This is a genomic window from Azospirillum sp. UENF 111221 (assembly GCF_058780625.1).
The window spans coordinates 2,043,374-2,055,287 of the sequence record NZ_JBSNCH010000005.1; the positions used below are offsets into that span (position 1 = coordinate 2,043,374).

At 67.4% G+C, this 11,914-nt stretch carries 11 protein-coding genes and 2 pseudogenes; 10 read left to right on the plus strand and 3 right to left on the minus strand.

The window, feature by feature from the left end; all coding sequences use genetic code 11:
* Window positions 1-5 precede the first annotated feature (5 nt).
* The 5 genes and pseudogenes from rpoN to ACWPN3_RS24440 all read left to right on the plus strand — a co-directional run bounded on the left by rpoN (window position 6) and on the right by ACWPN3_RS24440 (window position 3,552).
* A complete protein-coding gene (gene rpoN, locus ACWPN3_RS24420) occupies window positions 6-1,622 on the plus strand; it encodes an RNA polymerase factor sigma-54 (RefSeq protein WP_492239825.1) in 1,617 nt (538 codons plus the stop codon).
* A gap of 152 nt (window positions 1,623-1,774) precedes the next feature.
* Window positions 1,775-2,365, plus strand: a complete 591-nt coding sequence (hpf, locus tag ACWPN3_RS24425; RefSeq protein WP_109095956.1) for a ribosome hibernation-promoting factor, HPF/YfiA family — start codon at window positions 1,775-1,777, stop codon at window positions 2,363-2,365.
* Between the two features lie 34 nt (window positions 2,366-2,399).
* On the plus strand, window positions 2,400-2,858 hold the full coding sequence (gene ptsN, locus ACWPN3_RS24430) for a PTS IIA-like nitrogen regulatory protein PtsN (RefSeq protein ID WP_109095955.1): 459 nt from the start codon (window positions 2,400-2,402) through the stop codon (window positions 2,856-2,858).
* A gap of 150 nt (window positions 2,859-3,008) precedes the next feature.
* A pseudogene (locus ACWPN3_RS24435) lies at window positions 3,009-3,338 on the plus strand (Uma2 family endonuclease); the annotation flags it as partial.
* Window positions 3,339-3,408: 70 nt separating this feature from the next.
* A complete protein-coding gene (locus tag ACWPN3_RS24440; RefSeq protein ID WP_492261913.1) occupies window positions 3,409-3,552 on the plus strand; it encodes a hypothetical protein in 144 nt (47 codons plus the stop codon).
* Window positions 3,553-3,715: 163 nt separating this feature from the next.
* Here the strand turns inward: ACWPN3_RS24440 and ubiG are convergent, their stop codons facing one another.
* Window positions 3,716-4,510 carry a bifunctional 2-polyprenyl-6-hydroxyphenol methylase/3-demethylubiquinol 3-O-methyltransferase UbiG gene (gene ubiG / locus ACWPN3_RS24445; RefSeq protein WP_492239827.1) on the minus strand — a complete coding sequence of 265 codons (795 nt, stop codon included), beginning with the start codon at window positions 4,508-4,510 and terminating at the stop codon, window positions 3,716-3,718.
* Between the two features lie 183 nt (window positions 4,511-4,693).
* On the opposite strand from ubiG, the gene ACWPN3_RS24450 reads away from it, so the two are divergent.
* The 4 genes from ACWPN3_RS24450 to ACWPN3_RS24465 all read left to right on the plus strand — a co-directional run bounded on the left by ACWPN3_RS24450 (window position 4,694) and on the right by ACWPN3_RS24465 (window position 10,424).
* A complete protein-coding gene (locus ACWPN3_RS24450) occupies window positions 4,694-5,929 on the plus strand; it encodes an aspartate kinase (RefSeq protein WP_109095953.1) in 1,236 nt (411 codons plus the stop codon).
* A 46-nt stretch (window positions 5,930-5,975) separates the two neighbouring features.
* A complete protein-coding gene (locus ACWPN3_RS24455; RefSeq protein WP_109095952.1) occupies window positions 5,976-7,061 on the plus strand; it encodes an NAD(P)H-dependent flavin oxidoreductase in 1,086 nt (361 codons plus the stop codon).
* Between the two features lie 2 nt (window positions 7,062-7,063).
* Window positions 7,064-9,382: a phosphoenolpyruvate--protein phosphotransferase gene (ptsP, locus tag ACWPN3_RS24460; RefSeq protein ID WP_376957971.1), complete on the plus strand. Its 2,319-nt coding sequence runs from the start codon at window positions 7,064-7,066 to the stop codon at window positions 9,380-9,382.
* 232 nt (window positions 9,383-9,614) lie between these two features.
* Window positions 9,615-10,424: a transglutaminase-like domain-containing protein gene (locus ACWPN3_RS24465; protein WP_109095951.1), complete on the plus strand. Its 810-nt coding sequence runs from the start codon at window positions 9,615-9,617 to the stop codon at window positions 10,422-10,424.
* A gap of 19 nt (window positions 10,425-10,443) precedes the next feature.
* On the opposite strand, the gene ACWPN3_RS24470 is transcribed toward ACWPN3_RS24465, so the two are convergent.
* The gene (locus tag ACWPN3_RS24470) at window positions 10,444-10,596 is read right to left on the minus strand and encodes a hypothetical protein (protein ID WP_492261914.1); all 153 of its coding nucleotides are present in this window, start codon (window positions 10,594-10,596) and stop codon (window positions 10,444-10,446) included.
* Between the two features lie 82 nt (window positions 10,597-10,678).
* A pseudogene (locus ACWPN3_RS24475) lies at window positions 10,679-10,939 on the minus strand (winged helix-turn-helix transcriptional regulator); the annotation flags it as partial.
* Window positions 10,940-11,041: 102 nt separating this feature from the next.
* Between ACWPN3_RS24475 and ACWPN3_RS24480 the strand changes: the two are divergent.
* Window positions 11,042-11,812, plus strand: a complete 771-nt coding sequence (locus ACWPN3_RS24480) for an SDR family oxidoreductase (protein ID WP_492239829.1) — start codon at window positions 11,042-11,044, stop codon at window positions 11,810-11,812.
* The last annotated feature ends 102 nt before the right edge of the window (window positions 11,813-11,914 follow it).

Genomic DNA, 11,914 nt, shown 5'->3' on the forward strand with positions numbered 1-11,914 from the left:
CAGCCATGGCGCTTGCTCAACGTCTCGACCTTCGACAAGCCCAGACCCTGGTGATGACGCCGCAGCTGCAGCAGGCCATCAAGCTGCTGCAGCTGTCGAACATCGAACTGTCGGACTTCGTCGACCGCGAGATCGAGCAGAACCCGCTGCTGGAGCGTGACGGCGGACCGGCCGACGGCGGCAGCGATCCGGCGGGACCGGCGGACGGCGGCGATGTTCCGGGCGGGCTGGACGGCCCCGGCGGCATGGAGGCGAACGGCCTCAGCGTCGACGGGCTGAACGGCCGCGATGACGGGCCGGGTCTGGCCCCCAGCGACGGACGCACCCGCGACACGGTGGAGATGACCTCGTCGGACACGATGGCCTCCTCGTCGGAGTCGCCGCTCGACACCGATTTCGAGAATGTCTACAGCGACGACCGCTTCTCCGACGGCTCGGACGGCGGCAGCGAGGTCTACGGCTCCTACGGCGAGCGCGGCGGCCGCAGCGGCTTCGAGGATGACGACAGCAACCTCGAAGCGACGCTGACCAGCGAGAAGAACCTCCGCGACCATTTGACCGAGCAGCTGAAGATCGACCTGCCCGACCTGGGCGACCAGCTGATCGGGCTGGCCCTGATCGACATGCTGGACGAGGCCGGCTGGCTGATCGGCTTCGACGCCCAGGCGCTGGCCGAGCAGCTCGGCTGCGGTGCCGACCGGGTGGAGCGGGTGCTGGCCGCCTGCCAGCGCTTCGATCCGCCCGGCATCTTCGCCCGCTCGCTGAAGGAATGCCTGGCCATCCAGCTGCGCGAGAAGAACCGGCTCGACCCGGCGATGGCGGCGCTGCTCGACAACCTGGAGCTTCTGGCCGCGCGCAACCTGCCGGCCATCATGAAGGTCTGCGGCGTCGATGCCGAGGACGTCGCCGACATGGTCGTCGACATCCGCAAGCTGAACCCGAAGCCGGCGCTGGCCTTCGACCACACCCCGGCCCAGCTGGTCACCCCCGACATCCTGATGCGGGCCAATCCCGGCGGCGGCTGGCTGATCGACCTGAACCCGGACACGCTGCCGCGGGTGCTGGTCAACCACCGCTATTTCGCCCGCATCTCCGACGGCGCCCGCAACAAGGCCGACAAGGAATACATCTCCGAGCGGTTCCAGTCGGCCAACTGGCTGGTCAAGTCGCTGCACCAGCGCGCCACCACCATTTTGAAGGTGGCGAGCGAGATCATCCGCCAGCAGGATGCGTTCTTCATCCATGGCGTCTCGCACCTGCGACCGCTGATCCTGCGTGACATCGCGGAGGCCATCGGCATGCATGAAAGCACAGTCAGCCGCGTCACCACCAACAAGTTCATGGCGACCCCGCGCGGCGTCTTCGAGCTGAAATACTTCTTCACCTCCGCAATCCAGGGGGCGGACGGGCAGGCATCCCATTCCGCAGAAGCGGTTCGGCACCGCATCAAAACCATGATAGATGCCGAGAAGCCCGACGATGTGCTGTCCGACGACAAACTGGTGGAGATTCTGCGGGCGGAAGGGATCGACATTGCGCGAAGGACTGTCGCGAAGTATCGTGAAGCGATGAAAATACCGTCATCGGTGCAGCGACGCCGTGCCAAGATGTCACGCATGTAAGCGGGTTCGATGGGGGAGGGCTCGATTGACAGTCCGGTGACCCTTGCCTATCGTCCCGGCCCGCAAGCGGCGGATCAGCATCTATGAGCCCGACATCTTCGGACGTCGTGTCTACACCGTCCCCAGCGGACCAATATTGGAAACGTTCCACCATGCAACTCTCCGTCAAAGGCAAGCAGCTCGATGTGGGTGACGCTCTGCGCACCCATGTGGCCGACAGCCTGAACGCCGTGGTCGGCAAGTACTTCGACAAGCCGATCGAAGCGAACGTGATCCTGACCAAGGACGCGCACCTCTACAAGGCCGACATCCAGGCCCATGTCGGCCGCGGAATCGTCCTGCAGAGCGCGGGCGACGCCACCGAACCCTATCCGGCCTTCGACATCGCCTGCGAGAAGCTGGCCAAGCGCCTGCGCCGCTACAAGCGCCGCCTGCGCGACCACCACGCGGCCGAGAACGGCGCCGCCCTCCCGGCGAGCTACCGGGTGCTGGAAGCCGAGACCGAGGAGCATCACGACGAGGTCGAGGCTGCCGCCGACGGCGCCGCGAACCCGATGGTCGTCGCCGAGATGGAGACGAGCATCGCCACCCTGTCGGTCAGCGAGGCGGTGATGCGCCTTGAGCTGGCGCAGGCTCCGGCGCTGATGTTCCACAACGGTGCGCATGGCCGCCTGAACATGGTCTACCGTCGCGCCGACGGGAACATCGGCTGGGTCGACCCGGCGGAGAAGGCCGGCGCCTGACGGCGCCGACCCGTCTCGCCGGTCAAGAAGCGTCATGCTCGACCTCATTTCTCCGCACGCCATCCTCCCGAACCTGAAGGCCGGCAACAAGAAGCAGGCCCTGCAGGAGATGGCGCGCAAAGCGTCCGAGCTGACCGGTCAGCACGAGCGGGCGATCTTCGACGTGCTTCTGGAGCGCGAAAGGCTGGGCACGACCGGCGTGGGGCATGGCATCGCCATCCCGCACGGCAAGCTGTCCAGCCTGGACCGTGTCCATGGCGTCTTCGCCCGTGTGGAGCGGCCCATCGATTTCGATGCGATCGATGAGCAGCCGGTCGACCTGATCTTCCTCCTTCTCGCCCCGGAACAGGCGGGAGCCGATCATCTGAAGGCCCTTGCCCGCGTCTCGCGTCTTCTGCGGGACCAGTCCATGTGCGAGAAGCTGCGCGGAGCCCAGTCGGGCGACGCGATGTACGCGCTCCTGACCCAGCACGAGCCGAGCCCGTCCAACTGACGGGCCGCCGGTGAGGGGAATGGTATGCCGAAAGGGCCGCTGCACATTCGTGCGCGGCCCTTTTTCTTTGGTGCTTCAACACCAATTAGTGTCGGAACGGACGGGCTGCTACACTGGACCGAGTCGACTTGTTTGACGGGGGCCAAGGCCATGGGAAACCCACAGCGCAAGCCCTGGATTTCGCCGCAGGACTACCTCGCCGCCGAACGCAGCGCCGAGGTCCGCCACGAATATGTCGATGGCGAGATCTTTGCCATGGTCGGCGCGAGCCTGAACCATGCACGGATCGTTGCGCGCCTCGGGTATGCGATCCGGCAGGCGGCGTTGCGTCGTGGCTGTGATGCGTTCACCAACGACGTAAAGGTCAGGGTGGAGGCGGCGAACGCCTACTACTATCCCGACATCGTGGCGACCTGTGCCGCTGACGACGACCCGTATGTCGTCAAGGACCCGGTGCTGGTCGTGGAGGTGCTGTCCGACAGCACCGAAGCCATCGACCGTCGCGAGAAGCGGACCAACTACCAGAAGAATCCCATCCCTGCGCGAGATCGTGCTGGTCTCGCAGAGCGAGCGTCTGGTCGAGGTCTACCGCCGCGACGGCAGCGGCTGGACCGTCGATGTGGTGCGCGACGGTCCGGTCATGCTGGCCGCGTTGGACCTCTCTCTGCCGTTGGACGCGATGTACGAGGATTGAGGGCACGCGGCGCTTTTCAATACCGGCCCTCCGTCGGTCGTCATCCCCGCGCAGGCGGGGATCCAGGAAACTCCGCAGTGAAGCGGCTGAAGCGGCTGGATTCCCGCCTGCGCGGGAATGACGGTCGAGATGAAACGGCGTCGGCTTCCGGCGCCCGCGCCCCTCACCCCCGCTCCGCCCAGCCCATGTAGTTCACGTCCAGATCACGCGCGTTCAGCCGGAACTCGTCGCTCAGTGGGTTGTACGTGATGCCGGTCAGGTCGCGTACGCTCAGGCCGTACGGGCGTACGATGGCGTTCAGTTCGGACGGGCGCAGGAACTGGCGCCAGTTGTGGGTGCCGCGCGGCAGCCAGCGCAGGATGTACTCCGCCCCGACGATGGCCAGCGCGAAGGACTTCGGCGTGCGGTTCAGCGTCGCCAGGAACAGCACCCCGCCCGGCGCCAGCAGGTCGGACAGCGACTTCACGAACAGGGGCACGTCGGCGACATGCTCGATCACCTCCATCGCCAGCACCACGTCGAACGTCTCGCCGCTGGCCGCCAGCGCCTCGGCGGTGGTGGCGCGGTAGTCCACCGTCGTGCCGGTCTCGGCGGCGTGGGTGGCGGCGGTCTTGATGTTCTTCTCCGACGCATCGACCCCAACCACCGTGGCGCCCATCCGCGCCAGCGGTTCCGCCAGCAGCCCGCCGCCGCAGCCGATATCGACGATGCGCAGGCCGGCAAGCGGGTTCGGCGCCAGCGGGTCGCGGCCCAGCCGCCTGCAGACGGCATCGCGGATGTAGGTCAGGCGCAGCGGGTTGAGCCGGTGCAGCGGCTTGAACTTTCCGGCCGGATCCCACCACTCGGCGGCGATGGCGGAGAAGCGGGCGACATCCTCCGGATCCACGGTTCCGCCGCCAATTCCGCCGGCAGGAGCGGTTGCGGACGCGTGCGGGAAGGCGGAGGATGAGGCGGTCATGGTGAAAATCCGTAAACTGTGAGGCGGGACGGGCGCGGGCAACTTGCCTCGCTTCCAGCGACGGAGTATGGATACGCCGCCCCGCGCCGGCAACGGTGGAGCGGGGGTGCGCACAGCCGACCCGCATGACCCAGATGGCGAGATCCAGACGGCATGACCGGGCGGCCAGACATGGTGTGAGGTATGGCGCGGATCGTCCTGAAGTTCGGAGGCACGTCGGTCGGCGACATCGACCGCATCAAGAACGTGGCCCGGAAGGTCGAGCAAGAGGTGAAGGCGGGGCATCAGGTCGCCGTCGTCGTGTCGGCGATGTCCGGCGTGACCAACCAGCTCGTCAAATACTGCAACGAAATCGACAAGCTGCACGACGCCCGCGAATATGACGCGGTCGTGGCGTCGGGCGAGCAGGTGACCTCCGGTCTCCTGGCCGTCGCCCTGCAGTCGCTCGGCATTCCCGCCCGCTCCTGGGCCGGCTGGCAGATTCCGATCCGCACCGACGACACGCACGGCAAGGCGCGCATCGTCTCCATCGACACCACCGAGATGGAAAAGTCCCTGCAGACCGGCGAAGTCGCCGTGGTCGCGGGCTTCCAGGGCGTGTCGGAGCATGGCCGCATCACCACGCTGGGCCGCGGCGGCTCGGACACCTCGGCGGTGGCGCTGGCGGCGGCGGTGAAGGCCGACCGCTGCGACATCTACACCGACGTGGACGGCGTCTACACCACCGACCCGCGCATCGTCACCAAGGCGCGCAAGCTCGACAAGATCACCTACGAGGAGATGCTGGAGCTGGCCTCGCAAGGCGCCAAGGTGCTTCAGACCCGCTCGGTCGAGATGGCGATGAACCACCGCGTGCGCGTGCAGGTGCTGTCGAGCTTCGAAGCGGCGGCGGGCAGTTCGCTTCCCGGAACCCTGGTTGTTGACGAGGACGAGATCGTGGAAAAGGAAGTTGTTAGCGGCATCGCCTACAGCCGCGACGAGGCGAAGATCACCCTGGTGGGCGTCGCCGACCAGCCGGGCGTCGCCGCCGCCATCTTCGGTCCGCTGACCGACAACGCCGTCAACGTCGACATGATCGTCCAGAACGTGTCGGAAGACGGCAAGTCCACCGACATGACCTTCACCGTCGGCAAGGCGGACATCGCCCGCGCCGTGAAGGTGCTGGAGGATGCGCAGTCCACCCTGAACTACAAGCGCATCGTGTCGGATGCCAACGTGGTCAAGGTGTCGGTCATCGGCGTCGGCATGCGCAGCCATGCCGGCGTCGCCCAGCGCATGTTCAAGGCGCTGGCCGACAAGGGCATCAACATCCAGGTCATCTCGACCTCGGAGATCAAGATCTCGGTCCTGATCGCCGAAGAGTATGCGGAGCTGGCGCTGCGCGCCCTGCACACCGCCTACGGCCTGGACGCCGCCTGATCGCAAGGTGGGTGCCGGGGACGGGAACATCAGGAGAGGGCCGGCCATGACCGACGCCACATCTTACGCGGCGGCAGCATCGGCCCGGCTCGACCGGCTCTGGCAGCGGGGCCGGGACTTTCTCGGCACCCGCACCGCCGTGATGGGCGGTGCGATGAGCTGGGTGTCGGAACGGCATCTGGTCTCCGCCATCTCGAATGCCGGCGGCTTCGGCGTGCTGGCCTGCGGCTCGATGGCCCCGGACCAGCTGGCGGTTGAGATCGCCGGCACCCGCGCGCTTACGACCAAGCCGTTCGGCGTCAACCTCATCAACATGCACCCGGCGCTGGACCAGCTGATCGACGTCTGCCGCGAGCAGGCGGTCGGTCATGTGGTCGTCGCCGGCGGGCTGCCGACCGGCGCCACCCTGCGCCGCATCAAGGATGGCGGGGCCAAGGCGATGGCCTTCGCCCCGACCCTGACCGCCGGCCGGCGGCTGGCGAAGCATGGCGCCGACGCGCTGGTGATCGAGGGAACCGAGGCCGGCGGGCACATCGGCCCGGTCTCAACCACCGTGCTGGCGCAGGAAATCTTGCCCGACCTGCGCGAGGTCCCGGTGTTCGTCGCCGGCGGCATCGGCCGGGGCGAGACGATCCTCTCCTATCTGGAGCTGGGGGCCGCCGGCGTGCAGGTCGGCACCCGTTTCGTCTGCGCCACCGAATGCGTGGCCCATGCCAATTTCAAGCAGGCCTTCATCCGGGCGTCCGCCCGCGACGCCCAGCCGTCGGTGCAGATCGACCCGCGCTTCCCCGTCATCCCGGTGCGCGCGCTGGCGAACGAGGCGTCAAAGCGTTTCATGGAGTTCCAGCGCGACGTCATCGCCAGGGTCGATTCCGGCGCGATGAGCCGCGACGAGGGCATGCTGGAGATCGAGCATTTCTGGGCTGGCGCGCTGCGCCGCGCGGTGATCGAGGGCGACGTGGAAAGCGGCTCCCTGATGGCCGGGCAGAGCGTCGGGCTGGTCACCCGCGAACAGCCGGTGGCCGAAATCCTGGCCGAATTGATCGCCCAGGCCGAATCGGCGCTGGCACGGCGGGCGATGGATGAGGCATCGTTAAGCGTGATGACGGAGCCGACGGTGGGAGCGCTGTAGCGATGACCGACACCCTCGACACGGCAGCCGGTGACGGCGGTATGGGCGGGGGTGTGCATCCCCGCTTCGACGGCACCTCGTCGCGCCGGCTGCTCGCCCGGCTGCGCGACATCATGGCCGGGTCGGGGTCGGGGCAGGACCGGCTGGACAAGATCGTCACGCTGATCGCCGCCGAGATGAAGGCCGACGTCTGCTCCTGCTACGTCATGCGCGCCGGCGAGGTGCTGGAGCTGTTCTCCACCGAGGGCCTGAACAAGACCGCCGTCCACAACACCCGCCTGCGCGTGGGCGAGGGCATCGTCGGCTACATCGCCGGCCATGCCCGCCCGGTGGCGCTGGACAACGCGCCCTCCCACCCCAGCTTCGCCTACCGTCCGGAAACCGGCGAGGATCCGTTCCAGTCGCTGGCCGGCGTGCCGATCCTGCGCGGCAGCAAGGTGCGCGGCGTGCTGGTGATCCAGCACAAGGACCGCCGCCGCTATGTCGAGGAGGAGGTCGAGACCCTCCAGACCATCGCCATGGTCGTCGCCGAACTGGTGGCGCAGAGCGAGCTGGTCAACCCGGTCGAGGTCACCACCACCGGCGACCCCGTGCTGGCGCCGGCCCGCCTGTCGGGCACGGCGATGAGCGCCGGGCTGGCCATGGGCCTCGCCGTCATCCACCGGCCGCAGCTGACCGTCCGCCAGATGGTGGCGGAGGACGCCGATGCCGAGCTGGAGCGCTTCAACACGGCGCTCCAGACCATGCACAGTGCCATCGACGATCTGCTGGAGGCGGCGTCGCTGGCGGGCTTGAGCGAGCCGCGCGACATCCTGGAGACCTACCGGATGTTCGCCGAGGACCGCGGCTGGCTGTCGCGCATCCGCGAGGCGATCCGCGTCGGCCTGACCGCGGAAGCGGCGGTGCAGCAGGTCCAGAACGACACCCGCGCCCGCATGAGCCATCTGACCGATCCCTACATCCGGGAACGGTTGATGGATTTCGAGGATCTGACCAACCGGTTGCTGCAACATCTGGCCGGCAAGACCGGCACCACCGACGGCGCCACCCTGCCGGACGACATGATCCTGGTCGCCCGCTCGATGGGGCCGGCGGAGCTGCTGGATTACGACCGCACCCGCCTGCGCGGCCTGCTGCTGGAGGAGGGGTCGCCGGCCAGCCATGTCTGCATCGTCGCCCGCGCGCTCAACATCCCGGTGGTTCAGGCCGCCGACGCGCTGAACCGGATCGAGCCGCTGGACCAGCTGATCGTCGACGGCGACCATGGCTCGGTCTTCATCCGCCCGGCCGAAGACATCCAGATGGCCTTCGGCGAGGCGGTGGCGTTGCAGCACCGCAAGGAGCAGATGTATGCGGAGATCCGCAACCTGCCCTCGGTGACGCGCGACGGCGTGCCGATCTCCATCCAGCTGAACTGCGGCCTGCTGATCGACCTGCCGCATCTGACCGCCAGCGGGGCGGAGGGCGTCGGGCTCTACCGCACCGAAATCCCCTTCATGGTCCGGGCGTCATATCCTGACGTGACGGCGCAGACGACCCTCTATTCCCGCATCATGGACGAGGTCGGCCACAAGCCGATCGTCTTCCGCACGCTGGATGTCGGCGGCGACAAGATGCTGCCCTACATGACCGGCGGCGAGGAGGAGAACCCGGCGCTGGGCTGGCGTGCGGTGCGCATCGGGCTGGACCACCCGTCGCTGCTGCGCCAGCAACTGCGGGCCTTGCTGCTGGCCGCCGCCGGCCGGCCGCTGTCGGTGATGTTCCCGATGATCGCCGAGGTCGCGGAGTTCGACGGCGCCCGCCGCCTGCTGGAGCTGGAGCTGAAGCGCCTTGCCGCCCAGGGGATCGAGGCGCCCAGCAGCCTGCGCGTCGGCACGATGCTGGAGGTGCCGTCGCTGTTGTGGCAACTCCCGGCCCTGCTGCCGAAGCTGGACTTCCTGTCGGTCGGCTCCAACGACCTGACCCAGTATCTGTTCGCCGCCGACCGCGGCAACCCGCGCACCTCGACCCGCTACGACCCGCTGTCGCCGTCGATGCTGTGCGTGCTGCGCCGTCTGGTCGACGAATGCAGCCGGCACAAGGTGTCGCTCAGCATCTGCGGCGAGATGGCGGGGCGGCCGCTGGACGCCATGGCGCTGATCGGCGTCGGCTTCCGCACCCTGTCGATGTCGCCGCCGTCCGTCGGCCCGGTGAAGACCATGCTGCGCTCGCTCGACGTCGCCGCCCTGCGGCAATATATGAGCGGGCTCTATACCGGTGCCGACCACAGCCTGCGCGACAAGCTGAAGACCTTCGGCAAGGATCATGGCGTGATCTTCTGATGCCGGATGGTGGCGCGCAGTGCCGCCGGTTTGGGAAGTTTGCTCTTTTTTCAGGCAGGTCGCGAAAAGAACGGGCGGAGCCGGTGTGGTCCGCCCTTTTTTATTTTCCATTCCTGCCAGGCTGGCCGGCCGATACCATAAAATAAGTATCCTTTTCCCTCGATCTTCTTCAGCCTCGGAGGCGACACCTGTATCCGGCAGCGCCAGCACGCTTTTTCATCGGAGGGCATTCATGCGCATACGCCTGGGCTACCAGCTGAATTTCAGCTTTCCCGCCCCTACCCCCATGATCGTGATGCTGAACGTGCATTACTCCCGCGTCGGCGACCTGGAGCGGCCAGACCATATCGTCACCAGCGTTCCGGCGCCGATCCAGGGCTATCGCGACAGCTTCGGCAACTGGTGCAGCCGGCTGGTCGCGCCCGCCGGTCCCGTCACCATCAGCGCCGACAGCATCATCCGGGACAGCGGGGCGTTCGACCCGGTCGATCCCGGCGCCGTCCAGCACCGCGTCGACGAATTGCCGGCCGACACGCTGCTGTTCCTGCTGGGAAGCCGCTATTGCGAGACCGATGTCCTGTCGGACGAGGCATGGCGGATGTTTGCGGGCACGGCGCCGGGCTGGGCCAGGGTGCAGGCGATCTGCGACTTCGTCCACAACCACGTGACATTCGGCTACGAGCATTCGCGCCCGACGCGGACCGCCGCCCAGACCTATGCCGAGAAGCGCGGGGTCTGCCGTGACTTCGCCCATCTCGCCATCGCCTTCTGCCGCGCGATGAACATTCCCGCGCGCTACTGCACCGGATACATCAGCGACATCGGGCTGCCGCCCCCTTATGGGCCGATGGATTTCGCGGCGTGGATGGAGGTCTATCTGGGCGGCCGCTGGCATGTGTTCGACCCGCGCAACAACGCCCCCCGGATCGGGCGCATCCTGATCGCGCAGGGGCGCGATGCGGCCGATGTGCCGCTCACCCACACCTTCGGCCCCAACACGCTGACGGAGTTCCGGGTCTGGACGGACGAGGTGGGCGCGTAATCGACGCCTGTCCCGTCGCTCAAGCCGGGCCGGGGTGGGGACCCCGCCCGGTGCCTGGCGGCAGGATGTCCGGCGCCGGGATCGCCGGGGTGCCGGATGCCGCCTCGCGCTCGGCGAAGGCCGCCCGCGCCTGCTCGATCTCGGCATGGTGCGTCTCCGCCCAGATCCACACGCCGCAGAAGGCCGCTCCCAGAACTCTCGCCGAGCGGTGTCAGCGTGTAATCCACATGCGGCGGGATGACCGGATGCACCGTCCGCCGCACCAGCCCGTCCCTCTCCATCTGGCGCACGGTCTGGGTCAGCATCTTCTGGCTGATGCGGCCCACCGCCTTGCCGAGCTGCGTGAAGCGCAAGGTGCCATGTTCATGCAGGGCTTCGAGGATCAGCATGGTCCATTTGTCGGCCACCTTGCCGATGATGTCGTGGACCAGCGCCTTGATGGCCGGATCGACCGTGTCGGGGGGCGGTTGCCGGCGCCGTGCCTCGATCTGCGGGTCGGGCAAAGCCTTGCGCATCCCACACTCTCCTTTTGGTGCGTATAAATCTTTTCGGTGCCTACTTCTGTCTGGAGAGTGTGGGCGATAGCTTACGGACAGACAACAGCGAAAGTCACGCCCATGAAGACCGAAGGGAACACCATCCTGATCACGGGTGGCGGCTCAGGGATCGGCAAGGCTCTGGCCCACCGTTTCCATGATCTCGGCAACACGGTGATCGTCGCCGGCCGCCGCGACGATGTGCTGCAACAGGCGATTTCCGGCCGTCCGAACATGCACGCCATGACCTTCGATGCCGACAGCGCCGCGGGCATCGCCGACTTCGCCCGACGGCTGACGGCCGAGCATCCGGCTCTCAACGTGCTGATCAACAATGCCGGGATCATGCGCTTCGAGGCGCTCGACCGGCAGCGCGACCTTGGCGATGCGGAGGCGACCGTCGCCACCAACCTGCTCGGCCCCATCCGGCTGACCGACGCCCTGGTCGAGCATCTTGGCCGCCAGTCCGACGCGGCCCTGGTCAACGTCACCTCCGGCCTGGCCTTCGTGCCGCTCGTGGCAGCGCCCACCTACTCGGCGACCAAGGCGGCCATGCACCTCTACACGGTCGCCCTGCGCGAGGCGCTGAAGGGCAAGGTAGAGGTCATCGAGCTGGTGCCGCCGGCGGTCCAGACCGACCTCACCCCCGGGCAGGCCACCCGTCCGGGCTATCTGCCGCTGGCCGACTTCATCGACGAGGTGATGGCGCTGTTCCGGCAGCAGCCGACCCCGCGCGAGATCCTGGTGCAGCGCGTCGCTTTCCAGCGCCAGGCCGAGGCGGAGCACCGCTTCGACGAGGCGGTAACCACGCTCAACGAGATGGCCCGCAAAGCGCGCGAGGCGCAGCAGTAAGGACGCAGGCGAGGGCGGCTGCGTCAGGGCATAAAAAGTCAGGGCATAAAAAAAGCGGAGCCATGGAGGCTCCGCTTTTTTCGTTTTCGCTCAACCAGCCAC

Bases quoted from the DNA above. Each gene is read 5' to 3' on its own strand.
- ubiG (WP_492239827.1), bottom strand. From the start codon at position 4,510: ATGACCGCCTCATCCTCCGCCTTCCCGCACGCGTCCGCAACCGCTCCT.
- ACWPN3_RS24480 (WP_492239829.1), top strand. From the start codon at position 11,042: ATGAAGACCGAAGGGAACACCATCCTGATCACGGGTGGCGGCTCAGGG.
- ptsN (WP_109095955.1), top strand. From the start codon at position 2,400: ATGCTCGACCTCATTTCTCCGCACGCCATCCTCCCGAACCTGAAGGCC.
- hpf (WP_109095956.1), top strand. From the start codon at position 1,775: ATGCAACTCTCCGTCAAAGGCAAGCAGCTCGATGTGGGTGACGCTCTG.
- rpoN (WP_492239825.1), top strand. From the start codon at position 6: ATGGCGCTTGCTCAACGTCTCGACCTTCGACAAGCCCAGACCCTGGTG.
- ACWPN3_RS24450 (WP_109095953.1), top strand. From the start codon at position 4,694: ATGGCGCGGATCGTCCTGAAGTTCGGAGGCACGTCGGTCGGCGACATC.
- ptsP (WP_376957971.1), top strand. From the start codon at position 7,064: ATGACCGACACCCTCGACACGGCAGCCGGTGACGGCGGTATGGGCGGG.
- ACWPN3_RS24455 (WP_109095952.1), top strand. From the start codon at position 5,976: ATGACCGACGCCACATCTTACGCGGCGGCAGCATCGGCCCGGCTCGAC.
- ACWPN3_RS24465 (WP_109095951.1), top strand. From the start codon at position 9,615: ATGCGCATACGCCTGGGCTACCAGCTGAATTTCAGCTTTCCCGCCCCT.